The organism is Flavobacterium azooxidireducens, assembly GCF_023195775.1.
Lineage (GTDB): Bacteria > Bacteroidota > Bacteroidia > Flavobacteriales > Flavobacteriaceae > Flavobacterium > Flavobacterium azooxidireducens.
Genome location: NZ_CP096205.1, coordinates 748,055 through 771,985, shown reverse-complemented (window position 1 = coordinate 771,985; position 23,931 = coordinate 748,055). Strand labels below are relative to the sequence as shown.

The 23,931-nt window shown below is 33.9% G+C and carries 19 protein-coding genes; 12 read left to right on the top strand and 7 right to left on the bottom strand.

What is annotated here, in order from left to right:
- Positions 1–14: 14 nt before the first annotated feature.
- The 8 genes from M0M57_RS03435 to M0M57_RS03400 all read left to right on the top strand — a co-directional run bounded on the left by M0M57_RS03435 (position 15) and on the right by M0M57_RS03400 (position 10,632).
- The gene (locus M0M57_RS03435; protein ID WP_248435398.1) at positions 15–431 is read left to right on the top strand and encodes an HYC_CC_PP family protein; all 417 of its coding nucleotides are present in this window, start codon (positions 15–17) and stop codon (positions 429–431) included.
- 62 nt (positions 432–493) lie between these two features.
- Entirely contained in the window at positions 494–2,728 is a 2,235-nt protein-coding gene (locus M0M57_RS03430; protein WP_248435396.1) for a TonB-dependent receptor, read from the top strand.
- Between the two features lie 42 nt (positions 2,729–2,770).
- A complete protein-coding gene (locus M0M57_RS03425; RefSeq protein WP_248435395.1) occupies positions 2,771–3,115 on the top strand; it encodes a heavy-metal-associated domain-containing protein in 345 nt (114 codons plus the stop codon).
- A 94-nt stretch (positions 3,116–3,209) separates the two neighbouring features.
- Positions 3,210–3,599 (top strand): hypothetical protein, encoded by a 390-nt coding sequence (locus tag M0M57_RS03420; protein ID WP_248435393.1) that lies wholly within the window; start codon positions 3,210–3,212, stop codon positions 3,597–3,599.
- A 76-nt stretch (positions 3,600–3,675) separates the two neighbouring features.
- Complete coding sequence (locus M0M57_RS03415) at positions 3,676–6,168, top strand: YbcC family protein (protein WP_248435391.1); 2,493 nt, start codon at positions 3,676–3,678, stop codon at positions 6,166–6,168.
- Positions 6,169–6,172: 4 nt separating this feature from the next.
- A complete protein-coding gene (locus M0M57_RS03410; protein ID WP_248435389.1) occupies positions 6,173–8,041 on the top strand; it encodes a proton-conducting transporter transmembrane domain-containing protein in 1,869 nt (622 codons plus the stop codon).
- An 11-nt stretch (positions 8,042–8,052) separates the two neighbouring features.
- Positions 8,053–9,669: a SulP family inorganic anion transporter gene (locus M0M57_RS03405; RefSeq protein ID WP_248435387.1), complete on the top strand. Its 1,617-nt coding sequence runs from the start codon at positions 8,053–8,055 to the stop codon at positions 9,667–9,669.
- 222 nt (positions 9,670–9,891) lie between these two features.
- Positions 9,892–10,632, top strand: a complete 741-nt coding sequence (locus M0M57_RS03400) for a DUF2490 domain-containing protein (protein WP_248435385.1) — start codon at positions 9,892–9,894, stop codon at positions 10,630–10,632.
- Between the two features lie 80 nt (positions 10,633–10,712).
- On the opposite strand, the gene groL is transcribed toward M0M57_RS03400, so the two are convergent.
- The 7 genes from groL to miaB form a co-directional block, all read right to left on the bottom strand.
- Positions 10,713–12,344 (bottom strand): chaperonin GroEL, encoded by a 1,632-nt coding sequence (gene groL, locus M0M57_RS03395; protein WP_248435383.1) that lies wholly within the window; start codon positions 12,342–12,344, stop codon positions 10,713–10,715.
- A gap of 49 nt (positions 12,345–12,393) precedes the next feature.
- Positions 12,394–12,669 (bottom strand): co-chaperone GroES, encoded by a 276-nt coding sequence (locus M0M57_RS03390; RefSeq protein ID WP_248435381.1) that lies wholly within the window; start codon positions 12,667–12,669, stop codon positions 12,394–12,396.
- Positions 12,670–12,826: 157 nt separating this feature from the next.
- Positions 12,827–13,159: a preprotein translocase subunit SecG gene (gene secG / locus M0M57_RS03385; RefSeq protein WP_248435379.1), complete on the bottom strand. Its 333-nt coding sequence runs from the start codon at positions 13,157–13,159 to the stop codon at positions 12,827–12,829.
- 1 nt (position 13,160) lies between these two features.
- The gene (locus tag M0M57_RS03380; protein ID WP_248435377.1) at positions 13,161–14,363 is read right to left on the bottom strand and encodes a tetratricopeptide repeat protein; all 1,203 of its coding nucleotides are present in this window, start codon (positions 14,361–14,363) and stop codon (positions 13,161–13,163) included.
- A gap of 77 nt (positions 14,364–14,440) precedes the next feature.
- Positions 14,441–14,947 (bottom strand): LPS assembly lipoprotein LptE, encoded by a 507-nt coding sequence (lptE, locus tag M0M57_RS03375; RefSeq protein ID WP_248435375.1) that lies wholly within the window; start codon positions 14,945–14,947, stop codon positions 14,441–14,443.
- Positions 14,948–14,951: 4 nt separating this feature from the next.
- The gene (locus M0M57_RS03370; protein WP_248435373.1) at positions 14,952–16,214 is read right to left on the bottom strand and encodes a sigma-54 interaction domain-containing protein; all 1,263 of its coding nucleotides are present in this window, start codon (positions 16,212–16,214) and stop codon (positions 14,952–14,954) included.
- A 73-nt stretch (positions 16,215–16,287) separates the two neighbouring features.
- Positions 16,288–17,736: a tRNA (N6-isopentenyl adenosine(37)-C2)-methylthiotransferase MiaB gene (miaB, locus tag M0M57_RS03365; protein ID WP_248435371.1), complete on the bottom strand. Its 1,449-nt coding sequence runs from the start codon at positions 17,734–17,736 to the stop codon at positions 16,288–16,290.
- Positions 17,737–17,913: 177 nt separating this feature from the next.
- Here miaB and topA point away from each other — a divergent pair, with 177 nt between their 5' ends.
- The 4 genes from topA to porL all read left to right on the top strand — a co-directional run bounded on the left by topA (position 17,914) and on the right by porL (position 23,898).
- Positions 17,914–20,430: a type I DNA topoisomerase gene (gene topA / locus M0M57_RS03360; RefSeq protein ID WP_248435369.1), complete on the top strand. Its 2,517-nt coding sequence runs from the start codon at positions 17,914–17,916 to the stop codon at positions 20,428–20,430.
- Positions 20,431–20,433: 3 nt separating this feature from the next.
- The gene (locus M0M57_RS03355) at positions 20,434–21,582 is read left to right on the top strand and encodes a formimidoylglutamase (protein WP_248435367.1); all 1,149 of its coding nucleotides are present in this window, start codon (positions 20,434–20,436) and stop codon (positions 21,580–21,582) included.
- 205 nt (positions 21,583–21,787) lie between these two features.
- Complete coding sequence (gene porK / locus M0M57_RS03350; protein WP_248436725.1) at positions 21,788–23,188, top strand: T9SS ring complex lipoprotein PorK/GldK; 1,401 nt, start codon at positions 21,788–21,790, stop codon at positions 23,186–23,188.
- Positions 23,189–23,253: 65 nt separating this feature from the next.
- Positions 23,254–23,898, top strand: a complete 645-nt coding sequence (porL, locus tag M0M57_RS03345) for a type IX secretion system motor protein PorL/GldL (protein ID WP_248435365.1) — start codon at positions 23,254–23,256, stop codon at positions 23,896–23,898.
- Positions 23,899–23,931: the final 33 nt, after the last annotated feature.

The following is a 23,931-nucleotide window of genomic DNA, read 5'->3' as shown; positions in this document are numbered from 1 at the left end:
AGTACCTTTGCACTATGAACTTCAAAAAGTGCACCAGTATAATTATGGCTTTTTATCTGCTGATCTCTTCCAGCGGATTGGCCTTTAATGTGCATTATTGTGGTGATACGATTGCTTCAGTTTCCTCAGTTTTTACTACAGAAGAACCTTGCGTGATGGACGTTCATCCGGAAGAAAAATCATGTTGTGCAGCTTCTTCAGACAGTCACGACGGTTGTTGTTCTGATGAAACAATTCAAGCCGATTTTGATGATGTAGTGATAAAACAACTGCAGTTTGACTTCGATTATGTTTCGGTTTTACCAAGTGTTGAATTTTCTTTTTATACCAATAGAGTAGGGCTAATCAATCAGCAATTTTTTGATTATTATTGCGATGCAAATGCTCCGCCACTCTATCAATTGTATTCCCAATTTGTTTTTTACGCCTGATTTTAGATTAAACTACGTTTCACTTTTGTGAAAAAATCACGTTTAATTTAAAATCATTTTTAATGAAAAAACAACTTATAATTTCATTATTTTTATTGTTTTCCACTTTACTTTTTTCGCAAGAAAATGTCACGGGGAAAATTACTTTTGATGATAATCAGCCTCTTCCGGGAGCAAATATTTATTGGCAAAACACACAAATTGGTGCCGTTTCAGATGATAAAGGAAATTTTTCGATTCCTTTTACTGCCGAAAACACGGTTCTGGTAATTAGTTATGTAGGTTTTCAAACTGTTACTTTAGCGATTACTGAACCTAAATCAATTACACAAAATTTAGAATTTGACACTACTTTAGATGAAGTTACTTTGACCAAAGTCAGAAAGTCTCTTCAAAAGAATTATATGGCTGCGGCCAACGTTCAAACGATGACAAGCAAGGAATTGCTCAAAGCAGCTTGTTGTAATTTATCCGAAAGTTTTGAAACCAATCCGTCCATAGATGTCAATTTTTCGGATGCAGTTTCCGGAAGTCGTCAAATTCGAATGTTGGGATTAACAAGTCCTTATATTTTGATGACAGAGGAAAATATTCCGGCTATTCGTGGTGCTTCGCAGGCGTATGGACTTTCGTTTGTACCCGGAACGTGGGTGGAAAGCATTCAAATTACCAAAGGAGCAGGTTCTGTGGTTAATGGATTTGAAAGCATTTCGGGTCAGATTAATTACGAAATGATTAAACCGCAAGATGATATTCCGTTCTTTTTGAATGCGTATGGTTCAACTGATTCGCGATTTGAATTGAATACGCATTTTAATAAAAAATTGAATGATAAATGGGCAACCAGTTTGTTTCTTCATGGAAATGCGAGAGTTTCTAAAAACGACATGAACGACGATAGTTTTTTGGATAATCCAATCGGTCAACAAATTAATATGATAAATCGTTGGCAATATACCGATGCCGAAAATGGCTGGGTGAGTTTCATCAATTTTCGTTATATGAATGATGAAAAACAAACCGGTCAAGTTGATTTTGATCCGGATAGGGACAGAGGAACAACTAATTTTTGGGGTTCAGAAATCAATACAGAAAAGTTAGATATTTCATCAAAAATAGGTCGTGTTTCAACGGAAGTTCCGTGGCGAAGTTTCGGGTTTCAAAACGCATTCAATTACCATAAACAAGATTCGTATTTCGGCTTAAATCAATATGATATTACGCAACGAAGTTTTTATTCTAATTTGATTTATAATTCTATTATTAGCAATACGTTACACAAATTTGCAACGGGTTTAAATTTTACTTACGATCAGTTTGATGAGGTGGTGAATGTTTCCGATTTCAGTAGAATTGATAATTCCGTAGGTGCTTTTTTTGAATATACTTATTGCAATGATGACGATTTGAGTTATGTTTTAGGTGGTCGAATTGATTACCACAATCGATTAGGAGTTTTTGTCACGCCAAGAGCTCATTTAAGATACAAACCTTTTGAAAAAACAACTTTCAGAATTTCTGCCGGAAGAGGAAAAAGAAGTGCTAATATTTTTGCCGAAAATCAACAACTTTTTGCTTCATCACGTCAATTTCAAATTTTGGATACAGGTGGAGAAATTTATGGTTTGGATGCTGAAATTGCTTGGAATTACGGCGTTAGTTTTTTACAAGGATTTAAAGTATTTGGAAAAGAAGCTGAGTTTTCAGTCGATTTTTACCGAACGGATTTTCAAAATCAAGCCATTGTAGATGTTGATAATACTCCGCAACAAGTACTTTTTTATAACCTTGACGGAAAATCATTTGCCAATAGTTTACAAGTGGATTTGAGTTATGAAATTTCACATCATTTCAATATTCGAACAGCGTATAAATTTTATGATGTTCAAACCGATTATACCATTGGTTTAGTTGAAAGACCTTTGCAAGCCAAACATCGTTTTTTTACAAATATCGCTTATGAAACGCATGTAAAGGAAAAAGGTCAACAATGGAAATTTGATTTTACTTACAATTGGTTAGGAAAACAACGTTTACCAAGAACCCAGTCGAATCCGGAAGAATATCGTTTGCAGGAGTTTACTAATCCGTTTTCGGTGATGAATGCACAAATAACCAGAACATTTTCTAAAACATTTGAAATCTATCTTGGTGCAGAAAACCTTGGAAATTATCAACAAAAAAATGCAATTTTAGGAAGTAATGACCCTTTTGACTCATATTTTGATAGTTCAATGGTGTATGCTCCGGTTTTTGGAGCAATGTTTTACACAGGTTTACGTTTTAAAATTCAATAGCAAAATTCAATTTCAATATCAATAACAAAAAACAATAATAAAATGAAAAAAATAATTTTAGTACTGATGATTTCTTTAATGGGAATTTCAGTTCAGGCTCAAGAAAAGAAAAATAAAAATGCCAAACACGACATCGAAGTAAATGGCAATTGCGACATGTGCAAGAAACGCATCGAAAAAGCCGCATTGTCTGTCAAAGGAGTAAAATCGGCCACTTGGCATGAAGATCATCAAGATTTACATTTAATATTGGATGAAACAAAATGTACGGTTGACCAAGTTCACGAAGCAGTAGCAAAAGTGGGTCACGATACAGAAAAAGTTAAAGCAACCGATGAAGCTTACAATAATTTGCACGGCTGTTGTAAGTTTGAAAGAAAGCAATAAATTAAAAGTTCCGATATCGTTATCGGAACTTTTTTATTTAAATTCATTTTAAATCGAAAATTAATCTAATTTTACATCGTTTTAGGTAAATAATGTGAGAACAATAAAATCAGTTTTAGAAAAAAACAAAGGATTATTTTCTTTCCTTCTGGTCTTTGTTGTGCTATATACAGGATCTATCAGAGGATTACTATTTGCTGATTTAGCTCAGAATCACGTAACCTCTCAAAAAGATTCTTCAAACAATCACTCCGAATGTGATATTCATGCAGCTCATACAGCAATATTTACTGCTGTTAACCAAGCAAAAACTACAGAATCTGAAATTGACGAAGTTCATTTAGATTTTACATTTCCAAAATCCAATGTATTTACTTTAATTTTTGAAGAAAGACAGTTTTTCTGTCAATTTCTCACTAAAATAAATGTAGATAAATTACCTCTTTACGACTTATACTGCAATTGGAAAATACATCTGTCTTAATACATTATTAGTTTTTTAAGATTTCAATTTTTATTGAATATCAATAACTTATGTATTAATTCAATTTCATTAATAAGTGAAAACAACTATCGATGGCTTTGATGAACATGCCGTTCTTCATCGTCTAACCCATTATTTACCGGCACAAAATCCGTTGAAAGACTTTGTGCATCACAATACGTTACACGCTTTTCAACATAAAAAATTTCATGAAGCATTAGCCAAAGCAAACACCATTTTTGGGTACAAAACCTATTTACCTTTGGCAGATTTTAGAAACCGATTCAAAAAAAATGAAATCAATGAATCCGTACTCAATTGGGTGATCGAAAAAGAAAAAGGAAAGGAGAATATTTCTGTTTGGAAAGATAAATTGCTCAATCAAAACTATGATGAATCGGTTAAAGCCAGAATCGGAAATTTGCGAGCCAATTGGAAGAAAGAATATTCCATCAACTTAGAAAAATCCACCCATAGTTTGCTTTTTAGGGTTTTGTGTAGCTATTTAGATCAAGGCATTGCACTTTGGACTTTTCCTGAAAAGGCTACTGGTTTTTTAGCTGCAATTAAAACTTTGGAACAAAATACTTCTCAAAGTTTATTTTCTTCAACAAGAGTAAAGGAATTGCTATTTAAAAATACATCCATTACAGAATTACTAGAAATTTTGGTTGGAAAGCAAGAATTATATGAATACTATTTATTTGATCAACAGTTTTCCCATCCAGGTTGGAGTGGAATGATTGCTACTATCGAAACAAATCCGAGTTCGCTCTTAGACACAAGACCAATCACTTTTGAAGAGTTGGTTAAGTTTGAATTATTGCTAGAAATAGATGTTTTAGACAAAAAATTCAATAGTAATTGGTCGCCACTCGGTTTAAAAGTTCGTTCTCATGAATATAAACTTTTTGAACCTATAAAATACAACGAATTGTTTGAGGTTCTGTCACTTTGGCAAAAGGCTTTTGAATGGAGTTTTTATGATCAAGTATTAGCAAGTGTAAAAGAAACAGAAGAAGTTTCTGTCAATTCTGCTCCGAGTTTTCAAGGATTGTTTTGTATGGATGACCGTGAATGTTCTTTTAGAAGACATATTGAACACCAAGATCCTAAAGCAGAAACGTTCGGAACTGCTGCTTTTTTCAATTTTGAATTTTATTACCAACCGGTTAATGGAAAATTTCACACCAAATTATGTCCTGCACCGGTTACACCTAAGTATTTAATTAAAGAAGAACACAGAAAGAAAAAACATGTGAAAGATTTTCATTATCACAAGCATTCTCATTCGTTGCTTTTTGGTTGGATAATTAGTCAGACGCTCGGATTTACTTCTGCTTTCAAATTGTTCCTAAATATTTTCAAACCTTCAATGTCTCCGGCTACAACGGCCTCTTTTAAACATTTGCATAAAAAGGCAAAACTGCATATCGAAAATCAAAATCTTAATGATAGAGAAAGTGATTTACAAGTCGGTTTTACCATTGAAGAAATGACGAATAGGGTAGAAGGACTATTAAAAAGTATTGGTCTCGTCAAGAATTTTTCGTCACTTGTTTACGTTGTCGGACACGGTGCTACCAGCGTGAATAACACACATTATGCCGGGTATGATTGCGGTGCTTGTTGCGGAAGACCAAGTTCTGTGAATGCAAAAGTTGCTTGTTTTGCCTCCAATCATCCAAGAGTTAGAGAAATGTTGAAAGAACGAGGAATAGAAATTCCTTTGGAAACTCAATTTCTGCCCGCTTTACACGATACAACCCGTGATGAAATTCAATTTTATGATGTAGATAGTTTAAGTGAATTGAATCTAAAGTTACATCTTCAAAATCAAGAAATCTTTTCAAAAGCACTTCAGAATAATGCGAAAGAACGTTCCAGAAGATTTGACACTATTAATTCTTCCGATTCACTTGAAAAGGTGCACAAAAATGTAAAAAGAAGATCTCTGTCGTTGTTTGAACCTCGACCGGAATTGAATCATGCCACGAACGCAATGAGTGTCGTTGGAAGAAGAAGTTTATCTAAACAATTGTTTTTAGACAGAAGGTCGTTTTTGAATTCCTATGATTATCAAATTGATCCATCAGGTGATTTTCTTGCGGTTATTTTAGGACAAGTAGCTCCAGTTGCCGGTGGAATAAATTTGGAATATTATTTTTCCAGGGTTGACAATCAAAAGTTAGGTGCCGGTTCAAAATTGCCACATAATGTCATGGGTTTAATTGGTGTGGCCAATGGAATTGATGGTGATCTTCGTCCCGGTTTACCCAGTCAGATGATTGAAGTTCATGATCCTATCCGATTGCTAGTAGTAGCAGAGCATTTTCCGGAAATTGTAAAAAATGCAATTACCAAAAATCCATCAACTTTTGAATGGTTCAAAAATGAATGGGTAAAACTTGTCGTAGTTCATCCAAAAAACAAACAACTTTTTGTGTTTGAAAAGGAAGAGTTTATCGTCTATCAAACTATTCAAAAGACAAATTACGTTCAAAATGAGTTGGAAGTTGATGTTAAAACAAAGGAGAATTTACCCATTTCAATTCTAAAAACAGCGTAAGATTATGGAAAATATACTTCAGTTTTTTTTATTGTTCCCGATTTTAGGTTTCTTAATCAGTGTGTTTTTACCTGAGAAAAAAGAGAAATTAATTTCAGGAATTGCTTTTAGTACTGTTTTTATTCAGTTTTTAGGCATTGTTTTATTTAGTGTAATTTGGATTTGGAATGATTCACCGGATTTGAATCTCAAGGAAACGACGATTTTCAGAACATCACATTACGAGTTTTTCATCGATTTCTATTTTGATAGAATTACAGCCGTTTATTTGTTTGTAGGTGCTCTTTTAACTTCATTGATAACTACTTACAGTCGCTATTACCTCCATCGTGAAAAAGGATATAAACGTTTTTTTACCACCGTTTTATTCTTCTTTTTTGGATATAATTTAGCTATTCTGTCCGGTAATTTTGAAACGTTGTTCATTGGTTGGGAAATTATCGGAATTTCATCTTTTCTATTAATTGCGTTTTACAGAGAACGCTATTTACCGGTTAAAAATGCCTTCAAAGTTTTTTCGATTTACAGAATTGGTGATGTTGGATTATTGTTAACGATGTGGGCAAGTCACCATTTGTTTCATGAAAACATCACTTTTATGAAGCTAAACAATTATGAATTAGTGAATGAACATCTTCAAAATCATTCGTTAATTGGGGTTTTTATTGCGTTATGTCTTGCTTGTGCAGCAGCCGCAAAATCGGCTCAAATTCCTTTTTCATCATGGTTACCCAGAGCAATGGAAGGGCCAACACCATCTAGTGCAATTTTTTATGGCTCACTTTCAGTTCATTTGGGAGTGTTTTTAATGTTGCGAACGTTTCCTTTTTGGGAACATCAAACATCAATGCGATTTGCGATTGGATTGATGGGTTTAACCACTAGTATTATGAGTTCGTTAATGGCTCGAGTACAGTCATCTGTAAAAAGTCAAATCGCTTATAGTTCCATTTCGCAAATTGGTATAATTTTTATTGAAATTGCTCTTGGCTTAGAAGTGTTGGCACTCATTCATTTTGCTGGTAATGCTTTTCTTCGTACGTATCAATTGTTGGTTTCTCCTTCAGTAGTAAGTTATTTGATAAGAGAGCAGTTTTACACTTTTCAACCTAAATCTGAAAAGGATAATTTTTTCTTTCCAAGAAAGATTAAAAACACACTGTATGTTCTTGCGTTGAAAGAATTTAATTTAGAAGCATTTTTGAATTTTGTGCTTTGGCGACCTTTAAAAATAATCGGTAAGTCTTTGGATTTTTTGAATATCAAAAGAGTTTATTTCTTTTTTATACCACTTTTTGCTTTGGGAACAATTTCTTATCAATTCAAAGAGATATTGCCAACTGAGTTAACTTCCGTTTTACCCGAAATTTTTGCCGGAATAGGTTTGGTATTTGTTTTTAAATCCTTCTCAGAACGTAAAAGTCCATTTCTAGCTTGGATTTTAATTGTCATGAATCATTTTTGGATTGCTTTAGCCATCGTTTTTAATGAACATGTTACAGTAAACGAAATTGCTTTTTATTTATCAGGAATTATTATTTCCGGTGCAATTGGCTATTTGGCATTGCTGAAATTAAAGAAAATGGAAAAACGAATCTTAATCAGTCAATATTTAGGACACGTTTATGAACACCCAAAATTCGCTTTTTTCTTTTTGTTGGCAACATTAGGTATCACGGGTTTTCCAATTACTTCAACGTTTATTGGTGAAGATTTACTTTTTAGTCATATCGCTAGTAATCAAGTGCTATTAGCCTTTTTTGTGGCATCAAGTTTTGTGGTTTCCGGAATTGCCGGAATCCGAATTTATGCTCGTTTATTTTTGGGACCTCATGTAAAAACATACCATGAATTACCTTATCAATCATCTTAATGTAAAATCAAATGAAAACAAAAAAATATATTCCTGCTGATGGATTGGCAGGCTTGAAAGAAAATTTTAAAACCGATGCTATTTCTGGTTTTATCGTCTTTTTACTAGCATTACCCTTGAGTTTAGGGATTGCAAAAGCGTCTGATTTCCCTCCCATTATGGGATTAATCACAGCAATTATTGGTGGAATACTCGTGAGTTTTTTCATGGGTTCACGGTTAACCATTAAAGGACCGGCTGCGGGATTAATTGTAATTGTTGCCGGAGCTGTGTCCGAATTTGGTCAAGGAAATTCTGATTTAGGATGGAAATTAGCCTTAGGAGCAATGGTAATTGCCGGATTGATACAAATTCTTTTTGGAATTTTTAAATTGGGAAAATTAGCCGATTTTTTTCCACTTTCAACCATTCACGGAATGTTGGCTGCTATCGGAATCATTATTATCGCCAAGCAAATACCTGTTTTGTTGAATGATAATCCGATGTTGGCTAAAGGAATGAATCCGGTAGAATTATTGTTGAATATTCCAAAATTCATAGTCAATCTCGATATAAAAGCCACTTTTATTGGTGTAGTTAGTTTGGTAATAATGTTAGGTTGGCCATTTATTAAAAATAAAACTATTAAGATGATTCCCGCTCCATTAGTGGTTTTACTTTTTGCTATTCCGGCCGAATTAGTAATGGATTTTGCTCACACAGAACCGCCTTATGCTTTGGTAAAAATTGGAAGTTTAACAGAGAGCATTCATTGGAACGTTGATTTTTCAGGATTTAGTCAAACGGGAGTTTTTATAAAATATGTTATAATGTTTGCTTTAGTTGGTTCTTTGGAATCATTATTAACTTTAAAGGCGATTGATTTGGCAGATCCTTTTAGAAGAAAATCAAATGCAAATAAGGATTTAATAGCGATTGGAATAGGAAATACTTTTGCCGCTTTTTTGGGAGGATTACCAATGATTTCTGAAGTAGCCAGAAGTTCATCAAATGTTACTAATGGGGCCAAAACACGTTGGGCAAACTTTTTTCACGGCGTTTTTATTCTTCTTTTTGTATTGTTAGCGGCTCCACTGTTAGAGATGATTCCAAACGCAGCATTAGCCGCGATGTTAATTACAGTGGGAATAAAATTGGCTCATCCAAGAGAATTTCTTCACATGCTTCACATAGGAAAAGAGCAATTAATTATCTTTTCAGGCACAGTTATTGTGACACTTTTTGAAGATTTATTGGTGGGAATTGCGTTCGGAATGTTGTTAAAAATGATTATTCATGTTATGAATGGCACACCAATTTCTTCCTTTTTTAAAGCCCAAACAATTGTTTCTTTTGAAGGAAATACGTATTATGTGGAAATTGATAAATCGGCCATTTTTTCAAATTATTTAGGAATTAAAAGAAAGTTGGAGGAAATTCCGCCAGGCTATCAAGTAATTATTAATTTGAAAAAGACTAAATTAGTTGATCATTCGGTTATGGAAAACTTAGAACATTTTAAACATGATTATGAAGCTCATGATGATGGAGGAACAGTAACTATTCTTGGATTGGAAAACCATAAACCATTGTCAAATCATCCGAAAGCATCAAGAAAAATGACTATAAGTTTAAACAAGATGAATTAATTTAAGTATTTATCTACTTTTACTTTTGTGGAAATAGAGTAATTTAAGCCACATTTAAAAAAAAGTAAAACGCAGAACCTTGACATCGAAATAAACAGCATTTGCTAAGACGGGAATCATACTCATAAATTAAAAGCAGAATAGTTGGTTTGTACTCAATTTCATAGTTGTTGCCTGTATGAGAAAAAGGAATTAAATTGTAAAAAAGACAGTAATATGAAAATGAATTGGATTAAAAAAAGTTACGTTCTAGTAGCACTTTTTGCTATGATTAGTAATGGTTATGCTCAGAATAAAAACGAAGATCAAGCAAACTGGTTTGCTTATGTTGGTCAAATTAAAATTGCTGAAAAAATTGGAATTCATGTCGAAGCTCAGTTTAGGCTAGATGATAATTTAAACTATTCTCGTCAAAATTTATTTAGATTGGGCGGAATCTATCATGTCAATTCAAAGTTGAATTTGGCTTTAGGATATGGTTTAATAAACACATACAGTCCAACTTTTGATGATTATTTTGGTGAAAACAGAATTTGGCAGCAATTGGTTTATAATCATAAATGGAAGGAAGATAAAAATCTAATGAATCATCGAATTCGAGTTGAACAACGATTTGTGGACAGATTGGGAGTAGTTAATCAAAATACAGAGGTTGTAGCTACTCATTATCAAAATCGATTTAGGTATTTAAACAGAAATTTGATTCATTTATCTAACTTTAAAAATTCTAATAATACGTTGTATGGAATAATCCAATCAGAAGTATTTTTGAATATTGGTACAAATAAGATTAATTCCAAATTCTTTGATCAAAACCGATTTTTCACCGGTTTAGGAATTCATTTCAAAGAACAAACCCGAATTGAATTGGGTTATATGAATCATTATTTAAATTTAAGTAGTGGTTCCGATTTAATGAATCATACGCTTTCATTTTCAATTTTGCAAAACCTAAGTATTTAATAAAAAACAAAATCCGTCAAGAATTTCTTCATGACGGATTTTTTATAGGCAAGTCTTAATACTCAAGTCTTACTGCTTAATTACATCATCCCCGGCATTCCGCCTCCCATTGGCATTCCGCCTCCGGCATTTTCTTCTTTAATATCAACTAAAGCACACTCAGTCGTTAAAATCATTCCGGCAACAGAAGCTGCGTTTTCTAAAGCAACACGAGTTACTTTTTTAGGGTCGATGATTCCGGCTTTTAGCATATCAACATATTCATCGGTTTTGGCATTGTATCCAAAATCACCTTTTCCCTCTGCTACTTTTGCAACAACAACAGAACCTTCTAAACCTGCATTTTCAACAATGGTTCTTAGCGGAGCTTCCACAGCACGAGAAACAATTTGAATTCCGGTTGCTTCATCAGCATTGTCGGCTTTTAAAGAAGCTAAAACATTTTTAGCTCTCAATAAAGCAACTCCACCACCGGCAACAATTCCTTCTTCAACAGCTGCTCTGGTTGCGTGTAAAGCATCATCAACACGGTCTTTTTTCTCTTTCATTTCTACTTCAGAAGCAGCACCAACATAAAGAACAGCAACCCCTCCGGCTAATTTAGCCAAACGTTCTTGCAATTTCTCACGATCATAATCAGAAGTTGTGGTTTCCATCTGAGCTTTGATTTGGTTCACACGATTTTTAATCAAATCACCATTTCCTGCTCCGTTCACGATAGTTGTATTATCTTTATCAATAGAAACTTTTTCAGCCGTTCCTAACATTTCTAATGTTGCATTTTCTAATGTGTAACCACTTTCTTCAGCAATTACAGTTCCTCCGGTTAAGATGGCAATGTCTTCCAACATCGCTTTTCTTCTGTCACCAAAACCTGGTGCTTTTACAGCAGCAATTTTTAAAGCTCCACGTAATTTGTTTACAACCAACGTTGAAAGAGCCTCTCCATCAACATCTTCTGCAATAATTAATAATGGTTTTCCTGATTGAGCTACTGGTTCTAAAACCGGTAATAACTCTTTTAAAGAAGAAACTTTTTTATCATATAATAGAATATATGGATTTTCTAATTCCACATTCATTTTTTCAGGGTTGGTTACGAAGTAAGGTGATAAATAACCTCTGTCAAATTGCATACCTTCTACCACATCAACGTAGGTATCCGTTCCTTTTGCTTCTTCAACAGTAATAACTCCTTCTTTACCCACTTTTCCGAAAGCAGTAGCGATTAATTCGCCAATTACTTCATCATTATTAGCAGAAATCGAAGCTACTTGTTTTATTTTTTCAGTAGAACTTCCTACTTCTTTGGCTTGTTTTCCCAAATCAGCAACAATTGCTTCTACTGCTTTGTCAATTCCTCTTTTTAAATCCATCGGATTTGCTCCTGCAGCTACGTTTTTCAAACCTTCTTTTACGATGGCTTGAGCTAAAACCGTTGCAGTAGTTGTTCCGTCTCCGGCTAAATCATTGGTTTTAGAAGCAACTTCTTTCACCATTTGAGCACCCATATTTTCCAATGGATCTTTCAATTCAACTTCTTTGGCAACCGTTACACCATCTTTGGTTACTGTTGGTCCACCAAATGATTTGCTAATTGTTACATTTCGACCTTTTGGTCCTAAAGTTACTTTTACTGCGTTTGCCAATGCATCAACGCCACGTTTTAAACCGTCGCGTGCTTCAATGTCGAATTTTATATCTTTTGCCATTTTTATAAACTATTTAAATTGTTTGTTGTTTTTAAATCCTATTATTTAATTATACGATAGCAAGAATATCATCCTCACGCATGATGAGGTAATCTTTGCCTTCCAATTTTAATTCGGTTCCGGCATATTTGCCATATAAAACAGTATCGCCAACTTTTACAGTCATAATATGGTCTTTTTTACCATTTCCAACTGCCACTACGATTCCTTTTTGTGGTTTTTCTTTGGCAGTGTCGGGAATAATAATACCTGAAGCTGTTGTTGTTTCGGCAGCAGCCGGCTCCACTAAAACGCGGTCTGAAAGGGGTTTAATGTTTACTGACATAGTTATTCTATATTATTTAATTAAATTAAGTTTGACGATTTCTTAGTAGTCAGAAATTGTGCCAATTGAAGCAAACTGACATTTTTTCAGCATAATCCTATTCAAAAAAAAATCCCGAAAAAATTCGGGACTTGATTATATAAATTCTAAAAATTTATTATTCTGTTACGGGAGCAGCTTCTGTTGGAGTAGTAGAAGGAGTTGCGGCCGGAGTTTCTGTTCTTACAGGAGTTGCATCCTTATCGATTGTAACTGTTCCGTTACCATCATTGAAAGCTAAACTTGAAAACATAATTAAAGCAATCAAAATGATGCCTAATGTCCATGTGCTTTTATCTAAAAAATCAGTCGTTTTTTGAACTCCACCAATTTGTTGAGAGTTCCCAAAAGTTGTTGATAAGCCACCACCTTTAGGGTTTTGAACCATGATAACTACGATAAGTAAAAAACAAACTACTGTTATTAATACTAAAAAAACTGAAAATCCCATGCTATTGATTATTTTGTTGTAAAATTTTGATGTCTTTAATTCGGTCTGCAAAGAAAATACTTTTTTCCGGATATTTCAAAATTAATATTTCATAAGCTTGAATTGCTTTGCTATATTTTTTTTGTTCCAAATAAACACGAGCTAATGTTTCTGTCATCAAGTGCGTTGTATCGCTTGTTTCTATTGGTTTTGAAGGCGTTTCAGCTAACTCTCTGGCAGGCGTTATTTTTGGATTAGTTTCAATAAACTTGTCAATTATTTCTAATTTTTTTAGTTTATCAGTAGTGTTTTCTTGCTTTTTTTCATCTTTTTGAACTGAATTTTCAATTGAAAAAGTTTCTTTTTTCTCTTCAATTCGTTCAATTGGTTTAAAACTTGCCAATTGCAACCATTCTTGAAAGGAGTGTTTTTCGTTTTGTAAAAAAGTAATTGGTTTTCCAATTTCCAGTTTTTCTTCAATTTCAGGAATTATTTCTTCTGGTAAAGATTCAAAACTGTTTTCATCTATCGATATTGCTTCATTTGAAATTGTTTCTTCAATAGTTTCCTCCAAAATTTCTAATCGAATAGGTTCTTCTTCGATTTCCTCTTCTTCAACCATTGTTTCAGAAATTGTTTCTTTTTCTGTTGAAATAGTCACAATTTCATCAATTTCTATCGGAGTAATTTCAGTTACTGTGATTTCTTCAGAAACTTCATCAATAACTGGATCGTTTTCCAGTCTAATAAATTCAATATCAGAAGACTCAAATTCAACGGTTGGTAAAACGGTTAATTTATCTACTTCAATTTCAGCTAATTTTGGTTCCACTTCAGGAATTTCTTCCTCAACAATTTCTTCTTTAGTTTCAATGTTTTCTTTGTCATTTTCAACTTGTGAAGGAAGTAAATGAGTTTCACTTTCAATAACTTCAATATCCATTAGCAAGGCTAACTTTTGCTCATAAATATCTTTTTCGATGATTGTAAATTCATCGGAAGTAATAAAATCAAATAAAATGCTACGATCTGTCGTGTGAGCAGCTGTTTGTTTTAGAGTGAAATTATATTTGTAACTATCTTGATTATACAATCCTTTGAGATACAACGCCCTTGCACTTTGAAAATAGGGAAAACTATCCACTACGGTTTCTAAAGCTTTTGCTTGCTTTTCGTTAACCGCATTGGGGTTATTGAGTAAGTATGTATATTCGGTTAAGTTCAAAGTTGGTTGTCTGTTGTCTTAAAAATTTATTCAAATTTATAAAAAATTAACAAGGTAAACTCACTAAATTTTATAATCTACCATTTTGCTAATGATGCATTAAAGATATCTTGTGTGATTCTTTCAAAAAGTTCAAGTTTTGCAGCGGCTAAAGTTGGCCCAATCAATTGTTGTTCTGCCGGATAATCATAGAAAAATGAAAACGATTTTTCAAAATCATCAGCTTCTTTTTTAGTATTTGTAAAACGAACCATAACCGTCATCGTTACTCTATTTTGAGCCGTTCGTTGGTCGGCAGTGGCAGTCATTGGCGAAATACGGAATCCGGTAATTTCTCCTTCATATATTAAATCGGCACCACTATTTGTTAAATTCAAATTGGTTTGATTGTTAATTAATTCTTGAAGAGCAATAGTAAAATCACGCTCAAGACCGGGTTCAATTAACTCCGCATTATTTTGAAAATAATTGACTTGAAAGGTATCTGCATCTATTTTTCCGGTTCCTGTGAAGTTGTAATATTTACAACTGTTTATGCAGATTATTGCTGTTAGAAATAGACTGTACTTGATAATTTTTTTCATGATTCTACAAATCAAATTGTTTAATTTTTCGATATAAAGTTCGCTCCGAAATACCTAATTCATCAGCCGCCGCTTTTCGTTTTCCTTTGTTTCGGTCTAATGCTTTTTTGATTAGTTCGATTTCTTTGGCATCTAAACGCAAGGTTTCTTCCTCTTCCACAGCTTCGGCAAAAAGATAATTTTGATCGTCATCTTCGTCATCAAATTCCTCTTGTTGCGAAAGGTTTTGAGTAGGAACAACACCCATTCTTGGTTCTTCAAAATCAATTTCAGTATCTTCTTTTTGACCGTATATTTTCTGAATCAGATTTTTATTGGCTTCCTGCACTTTTGCACCGCCATTTTGCATTAATTCTAACGTGAGTTTTTTCAAATCATTCAAATCGCTTTTCATATCAAAAAGCACTTTGTATAAAATTTCTCGTTCATTGCTAAAATCACTTTCCGCCTTTTTATCTTTGATAACCGCCGGAAGATTCGAACCTTCTTGCGGTAGATAAGCATATAATGTTTGGTAAGAAATGTTTCGATTGGTTTCTAAAACCGAAATCTGTTCGGCAATATTCCGCAACTGACGAATGTTTCCGCTCCAGCGATATTTCAACAATAAATCAACCGCATTGTCATCTAATTTGATGGGCGGCATTTTGTATTTCTGACTAAAATCGGCGGCAAATTTTCTAAATAATAAATGAATGTCATCTTTTCGTTCACGCAAAGGTGGCAAATTAATATCAACCGTACTCAAACGATAATATAAATCTTCACGGAATTTGCCTTTTTCAATTGCATCAAACATATTGACGTTTGTGGCTGCAACAATACGAACATTCGTTTTTTGTACTTGCGAGGAACCTACTTTGATAAATTCACCATTTTCCAACACACGAAGTAAACGAACTTGGGTTGTTAAAGGTAATTCACCTACTTCATCTAAAAAAATGGTTCCTCCATCGGCTACTTCAAAATAACCATCACGAGCACCGGTTGCACCTGTGAATGAGCCTTTTTCGTGACCGAAAAGTTCACTGTCGATAGTTCCTTCGGGAATAGCTCCACAGTTTACAGCTATATATTTTCCATGCTTTCTGTGCGAAAGGGAATGAATTATTTTTGGAATACTTTCTTTTCCAACGCCACTTTCACCGGTTACCAAAACCGAAATATCGGTAGGAGCAACCTGAATGGCTTTTTCTATCGCACGATTGAGTTTCGGATCATTTCCGATGATTTCAAATCGTTGTTTTATTGCTTGTACGGATTCCATGTTTTGTTTCAAGTTTCAGGTTTCAAGTTTCAAGTTTGGGAGTTAACCTGAAACTTGAAACCTGAAACAAAAATTAATTCATTATTTCTGAATACCCAACCGCTTCTCCAATTAATGTAGCAGCCGTACAATCGTTTATTTTTACCATCACAAAATCACCAACTTTGTAATTTTCTTTTGGAAAAACAACCACTGTGTTTTGAGAATTTCTACCGCTCCAATGCTCGGTAGATCGTTTGGATTCTTTTTCAATTAAAACTTCTACTTCTTGACCAATAAAACGTTTGGTTCTTTCTAAACCTAATTTTTGTTGTAAGTCGATGATTTCGTTTAATCGTCTTTTCTTTATTTCTTCCGGCACGTCGTCTTCCATTTTTCTGGCGGCTAATGTTCCCGGTCGTTCCGAATAAGCAAACATAAATCCGAAATCATATTTCACATATTCCATCAAACTTAAGGTGTCTTGATGATCTTCTTCTGTTTCTGTTGGAAAACCGGTAATCATATCCTGAGAAAGCGAAATGTCCGGAATAATTTCATATATTTTATCCACCAACGCCATGTATTCTTCTCGGGTGTGTTGACGGTTCATTTCTTTCAAAATTCTAGTGCTTCCGCTTTGCACCGGTAGATGAATATAATTGCAAATGTTATGGTATTTAGCCATGATTTCAATTACTTCCACATGCATATCTTGCGGATTTGATGTAGAAAAACGAAAACGCATCTTTGGAAATTGAACCGCACACATTTCAAGCAATTGAGCAAAATCAACCGCGGTAGCTTGTTGCATTTCAGTCGCTTTATCGAAATCTTTTTTCAAACCACCACCATACCATAAATAACTATCTACATTTTGACCTAAAAGCGTTACTTCTTTAAAACCTCTATCTGATAAATCTTTGATTTCTTCTAAAATACTTTGTGGTTCACGGCTTCTTTCACGTCCGCGTGTAAACGGAACTACGCAAAACGTACACATATTATCACATCCGCGAGTGATGGAAACAAATGCGTTTACGCCATTGCTGTTTAAACGAACAGGAGAAATATCGCCATACGTTTCATCTTTAGATAAAATCACATTGATGGCATCACGACCTTCTTCCACTTCTTTTAATAAGTTAGGAATGTCTTTGTATGCATCGGGACCAACGACCATGTCTACAATTTTTTCTTCTTCCAGAAATTGACTTTTTAATCGCTCGGCCATACAACCCAAAACACCCACTTTCATGGTTGGATTGATTTTTTTTACGGCATTGTATTTTTCTAAACGTTTGCGAACGGTTTGTTCAGCTTTATCACGAATAGAACAAGTGTTTACTAAAACCAAATCGGCTTCTTCCAAATTTTGGGTAGTGTTATAACCTTGTTCATACAAAATGGAAGCTACGATTTCACTATCAGAAAAATTCATCTGACAGCCGTAACTTTCTATAAAAAGCTTTTTAGTATTGCCTTCTTTTTGTTCTAAAACTAAGCTGGTTCCTTGCTTGTTTTCTTCTATTATCTTCTCCATAATCGATTTTATCTGAAATCAGTCTGCAAAGATAATACTAAAAATGAAAATGTGACAAGATGGCAGATGTTGTTTAACAAAATATTACCTCAAAAAAATAATTTAAAGCCTCATTTTATTTTCCAAAAAACAATAATTAAAAAAAAACCATACTTTTGTTGCCAAACAAACATGTACATGGCAAAGAATTTAGTTATCGTTGAGTCACCGGCAAAAGCAAAAACAATCGAAAAATTTTTAGGAAGCGATTATCAGGTAGAGTCCAGTTATGGGCACATTGCCGATCTTCCGTCTAAAGAAATTGGGGTTGATGTAGAGAATAATTTTAAACCCAAATATGAAGTTTCTGCTGATAAAAAAGCTTTAGTGAGCAAACTCAAAACGTTATCTAAAAATGCTGAAATGGTCTGGCTAGCGAGTGATGAAGACCGAGAGGGAGAAGCAATTTCATGGCATTTGGCCGAAGAATTAAAGCTAGATCCCAAAAAAACCAAGCGAATTGTTTTTCATGAAATTACTAAATCTGCCATTCAAAAAGCAATTGAAAATCCACGTTCTATTGATTATAATTTAGTAAATGCCCAACAAGCCCGAAGAGTTTTAGACCGTTTGGTGGGTTATGAATTATCTCCCGTTTTGTGGAAAAAAGTAAAAGGCGGTCTGTCTGCCGGACGTGTGCAATCGGTTTCTGTTCGTTTGATTGTAGAAAGAGAACGTGAAATTCAAGAGTTTAATGCTCAAGCCTCTTATTCGGTAACAGCAGAGTTTGCCAATGAAGCAGGAAAAACCTTCAAAGCCAAATTGCCAAAGAATTTTTCAACTAAAAAAGAAGCAGAAGATTTTCTTCAAAAAAATATTGGTTCTATATATAAGGTATCGGATTTAGAAACAAAACCTACCAAAAAATCTCCGGCTGCTCCTTTTACAACTTCTACGTTGCAACAAGAAGCAGCTCGAAAATTATATCTTCCTGTTGGAATAACCATGCAAATTGCACAACGTTTGTATGAAGCGGGACATATAACGTATATGAGAACAGACAGCGTCAATCTTTCCCAAGAAGCGATGGCTGCAGCTCAAGCTGAAATTACTCATTCGTATGGAAAAGAATTCAGCAAACCAAGAAACTTTACAAGCAAGGCAAAAGGTGCTCAGGAAGCTCACGAAGCGATTCGTCCAACGGACATGTCAAAGCATACCTTAAATATAGACAGAGATCAAGCACGTTTATATGATTTGATTTGGAAAAGAACGTTGGCTTCGCAAATGAGTGATGCAGAATTGGAACGTACCAACGTGAAAATTGAAGCTAATAATCATAACGAACATTTTGCAGCTACCGGAGAAGTTATCAAGTTTGAAGGTTTCCTAAAAGTATATTTAGAAGGAAATGATGAAGATGATGAAGAACAAGAAGGAATGTTGCCAGCGATGAAAATCAACGAACGTTTGACTAATAATTATATTACTGCAACAGAACGTTTTTCACGACCAGCAAGTAGATATACCGAAGCTTCTTTGGTTAAAAAGTTGGAAGAACTTGGAATTGGAAGACCATCAACCTATGCACCAACTATTTCAACCATCATTAATAGAAATTATGTTGAAAAAGGAAGTTTTGAAGGGCAAGAACGAAAATACAATCAACTAACTTTAAAAGGAAACGACGTTAAATCGGTAGTTTTAACTGAAAATGCTGGTTCTGACAAAGGAAAATTGGTTCCGACCGACATTGGAATAATTGTAAATGACTTTTTGGTAAAGAATTTCTCTACCATCTTAGATTATAATTTCACTGCAAAAGTGGAACAAGATTTTGATGAAATTGCCGAAGGGAATGAAGATTGGACAAAAATGATGCGAGATTTCTACAATCATTTTCATCCGATTGTTAAAAATGTTGAAGAAAATGCCGATAGAGAAAGTGGTGAACGTATATTAGGTAAAGATCCAAAAACAGGAAAGCCGGTTTCTGTTCGTTTAGGAAAATTTGGTCCGATGGCTCAAATTGGTGATATTGATGATGAAAACAAAGTTTTTGCAAGCTTAGGAACTGATCAAAATATCGGGACTATTACTTTAGAAGATGCGTTGAATTTATTTTTATTACCAAAAAATTTAGGTACATATAAAGGAGAAGAAGTAGAGGTGAATAATGGTCGTTTTGGACCTTATGTTCGTTTTGGTAAGACATTTGTTTCGTTGCCAAAAGGCGAGGATCCTTTGGATGTGACTTTAGAAAGAGCACAAGAGTTGATTGATGAAAAAAATCAAGCCGATGCTCCAATTGGAGAATATGAAGGATTGCCGATTCAAAAAGGTGTTGGTCGATTTGGTCCTTTTATCAAGTGGAACGGCATGTTTATTAATGTGAGTAAAAAATACAATTTTGATAAATTATCGCAATCCGATTTAGTTGAATTGATTGAAGATAAGCAACAAAAAGAAATTGATAAAGTTATTCATGATTGGAAAACCGAAGGGATTAAAGTTGAAAAAGCCCGTTGGGGTCGTTCGGTTATTACCAAAGGAAAAATTAAAATTGAATTGAGCAAAGATGTCGATGCAGAAAAATTAACGTTGGCTCAAGTGCAAGAATTAATTGAAAAGAAAGCCCCAGCTAAAAAAGCTCCGGCAAAGAAAACTCCAGCCAAAAAGGCACCCGCAAAAAAAGCACCGGTAAAAAAGAAATAATTTATGGCATTTGATTTTTTAGAGCCTGTTGAGGCATCGGTTTTAGACTTTGTAGAAAATCTAAATTCGCAAACGCTTGGAAAAAAAACGGTATTTCATACCAAGGAAGATTTTCCGGATTTAAATAAAATTAAAATTGCTATAGTTGGTGTTTTAGAGAATAGAGGAAGTAGTTCTTCTGAAAATGTTGATTTAAGCTTTGTAAGAAAAGAATTTTATACACTTTATCCGGGCAATTGGCATTCAACTATTGCAGACTTAGGAGATATTCCGCAAGGAAATTCGCAAGAAGATACGTATTATGCAGTTTCAAAAATTGTTTCAGAATTAATTAAGAAACAGATTGTTCCCATTGTTATTGGTGGTTCTCAGGATTTAACTTATGCAATGTACCGCAGTTATGACAATTTGGATCAAATGGTTAATTTGGTTACAATTGATAATAAATTTGATTTTGGGAAAGATGAAGCAAGAAATACTTCCGATTCGTATCTTTCTAAGATAATTATTAATGAACCAACCAATCTTTTTAATTATAGTAATTTGGGTTTTCAAACCTATTATAATTCACAAGAAGAGATTGATTTAATCGAAAAATTGTACTTCGACGCCTATCGTTTGGGGGAAGTAAGTTCTAATCTTTCGTTGGCAGAGCCCGTTTTTAGAGACGGCGATATCGTTTCCGTAGATTTAACAGCCATAAAATCAGCAGATTCAGGAAATTTTGTTACTTTTACACCAAATGGTTTTAACGGTAAGGAAATTTGTGCTTTATCACGGTATGCAGGATTAAGTGATAAAGTTTCTTCATTTGGAATATTTAATCACAATAATTTGACGAATGAAAGCGTTTTGATAGCTCAAATTATATGGTATTTTCTAGAAGGATATAATTTTAGATCGCTAGAATACCCAAATTTGAATCAGAATATATTTTTAAAATATATCGTTCCTGTTGACGACATTGAATTGATATTTTTTAAGAGTCCGAAAACAGAAAGATGGTGGATAGAAATACCATTTATTTCAAATGTTAATAATAAATTAAAAAAAAATACGTTATTGCCCTGTACGCATGAAGATTATTTGCGAGCTTGCGACCAAGAAATACCTGAAAGATGGTGGAAAGCACAACGAAAGAATCTGGTATAATTAAAGATATAATCTTACAAAAATAATAAAAAGATGCATTTCATCGACAAAATGTGTATTTTATCGATTTTTTTCTTTTTAGATTTGAAGAATATATTTAGTTTTGACACAGAAAATAAATTTTACAATAAATAATTGCATTTTTAAAAAATTATAAATAGGTTTACGGCCTTAAAAATTCGAGTACATGATAACCCAAATTTATATGAAGAAGTTCATCGCATTATCAACGATTTTAGTTACACTGGTTAGCTGCGGTTCTAGTGACAAGGGAGAACTTGTAGGAGTTCAAGGAAAAAAATGGCATCCAGAGAAACCTTATGGAATGACATTAATTCCTGGCGGAGCATTTATTATGGGTAAATCAGATGATGATTTAGCTAACGTGCAAGATGCACCAACTAAAACGGTAACTGTTCGTTCATTCTATATGGATGAAACAGAGATTACAAATAGTGAGTACCGTCAATTTGTTGAGTGGGTTAAAGATTCTACTATTAGAATGAAATTAGCTATTCTTGCAGACGAAATGGGACAAACTTCAACTGGTAACGCCGGAAAAAAAGGTGGTGGTAGCATAGGTGATTATGCTTTTGCTGACGCAGATCCCGATAAAATGACTCCTTACGACAAATATATGTATGAAAATTACTATAGTATTGGTACGGACGATGATCAATTTGCCGGTAGAAAATTGAACAGAAAAGTAAAATTGATTAAAGAAACTTCAAAATATCCTGATGAATATTACGTAGAAGTAATGGATTCAATGTATTTGCCTGCTGCAGAATCATACAACGGTTTGAGAACAATCGATGTAAATAAATTAGAATTCAGCTATACTTGGATGGATATTCAAGCGGCTGCAAAAGCTAAAACAGGAAAAAGATCAGACTTCATCAGAAAAGAAAAAGTAATGGTTTATCCAGATACAACTTCTTGGATTAAAGATTTTGCTTATTCATATAATGAGCCAATGCACAACGATTATTTTTGGCATCAAGCTTACAGTGATTATCCTGTGGTGGGAGTTAAATGGACTCAAGCCAAAGCGTTTTGTGCATGGAGAACATTAAACAAAAATACATACAGAAAGAAAAAGAAACAAGAATTTGTAAACTCTTTCCGTTTGCCAACAGAGGCAGAATGGGAGTATGCTGCCAGAGGTGGTTTAGAATCTGCAACATATCCATGGGGAAGTTTATATGCTAAAAACGACAGAGGTTGTTATTTGGCTAACTTCAAACCAAACAGAGGAGATTATGCGGCAGATGAGGCTTTGTACACCGTAGAAGCAAAATCATATGAACCAAATAATTATAACTTATACAACATGTCTGGTAACGTTTCAGAGTGGACAGATTCTTCTTATGATGCTGCTGCTTATGAATATGTTTCAACAATGAATCCTACAGTAGGTGACTTGAAAAATAAACGTAAAGTTATTCGTGGTGGTTCTTGGAAAGATGTTGCTTACTTCCTTCAAGTAAGTACAAGAGATTATGAGTATGCTGATTCTGCTAGAAGCTACATCGGATTCAGAACTGTTCAAGATTATATGGGAACACAAACCACTGGAAACAGAATGACAGGAAGATCAAAATAAACCAACAAATTAGAATTTTTAACCAACTTTATATTAATTAACTTAACTAACTAAAATTTATTATTATGGCACTTTTAAGTAAAAAAACAATGAACTTTGCTTATGGAATGGGAGCTGCGGTTGTTATCGTAGGAGCATTATTCAAAATTATCCACTTTGAAATCGGACCTTTAACAGGAAACGTGATGTTAACTATCGGTCTTGTTACTGAAGCTATCATTTTCGCATTATCTGCCTTCGAACCAGTTGACAACGAATTAGATTGGTCTTTAGTATACCCTGAATTAGCTGGTGGCGAAGCCAAAGAAAAAGGGAAAAAAGAAGAAGCTAAAGATGCTCAAGGTTTATTATCTCAAAAATTAGATGCAATGTTGAAAGAAGCTAAAGTTGACGGTGAGTTAATGACAAGCTTAGGAAACAGCATCAAAAACTTTGAATCAGCTGCAAAAGGAATTGCTCCAACAGTAGATTCAATGGTAGGTCAGAAAAAATATAGCGAAGAATTATCTATGGCTGCTGCTCAAATGGAATCTTTAAATAGTTTATATAAAGTTCAATTAGAAAGTGCTTCAAGAAATGCAGAAGCTAACAAAGAAATTGCTGACAATGCTTCTAAATTAAAAGACCAAATGCAAGCTATGACAGCTAATATTGCTTCCTTAAACAATGTTTATGGTGGAATGTTGTCTGCAATGGGAAATAAAGGATAATTAGTTTTATCAATTTAACAAACAATTTAAAAA

Bases quoted from the DNA above. Each gene is read 5' to 3' on its own strand.
- M0M57_RS03435 (WP_248435398.1), top strand. From the start codon at position 15: ATGAACTTCAAAAAGTGCACCAGTATAATTATGGCTTTTTATCTGCTG.
- M0M57_RS03430 (WP_248435396.1), top strand. From the start codon at position 494: ATGAAAAAACAACTTATAATTTCATTATTTTTATTGTTTTCCACTTTA.
- M0M57_RS03425 (WP_248435395.1), top strand. From the start codon at position 2,771: ATGAAAAAAATAATTTTAGTACTGATGATTTCTTTAATGGGAATTTCA.
- M0M57_RS03410 (WP_248435389.1), top strand. From the start codon at position 6,173: ATGGAAAATATACTTCAGTTTTTTTTATTGTTCCCGATTTTAGGTTTC.
- M0M57_RS03405 (WP_248435387.1), top strand. From the start codon at position 8,053: ATGAAAACAAAAAAATATATTCCTGCTGATGGATTGGCAGGCTTGAAA.
- M0M57_RS03400 (WP_248435385.1), top strand. From the start codon at position 9,892: ATGAATTGGATTAAAAAAAGTTACGTTCTAGTAGCACTTTTTGCTATG.
- groL (WP_248435383.1), bottom strand. From the start codon at position 12,344: ATGGCAAAAGATATAAAATTCGACATTGAAGCACGCGACGGTTTAAAA.
- M0M57_RS03390 (WP_248435381.1), bottom strand. From the start codon at position 12,669: ATGTCAGTAAACATTAAACCCCTTTCAGACCGCGTTTTAGTGGAGCCG.
- secG (WP_248435379.1), bottom strand. From the start codon at position 13,159: ATGGGATTTTCAGTTTTTTTAGTATTAATAACAGTAGTTTGTTTTTTA.
- lptE (WP_248435375.1), bottom strand. From the start codon at position 14,947: ATGAAAAAAATTATCAAGTACAGTCTATTTCTAACAGCAATAATCTGC.
- M0M57_RS03370 (WP_248435373.1), bottom strand. From the start codon at position 16,214: ATGGAATCCGTACAAGCAATAAAACAACGATTTGAAATCATCGGAAAT.
- miaB (WP_248435371.1), bottom strand. From the start codon at position 17,736: ATGGAGAAGATAATAGAAGAAAACAAGCAAGGAACCAGCTTAGTTTTA.
- topA (WP_248435369.1), top strand. From the start codon at position 17,914: ATGGCAAAGAATTTAGTTATCGTTGAGTCACCGGCAAAAGCAAAAACA.
- M0M57_RS03355 (WP_248435367.1), top strand. From the start codon at position 20,434: ATGGCATTTGATTTTTTAGAGCCTGTTGAGGCATCGGTTTTAGACTTT.
- porK (WP_248436725.1), top strand. From the start codon at position 21,788: ATGAAGAAGTTCATCGCATTATCAACGATTTTAGTTACACTGGTTAGC.
- porL (WP_248435365.1), top strand. From the start codon at position 23,254: ATGGCACTTTTAAGTAAAAAAACAATGAACTTTGCTTATGGAATGGGA.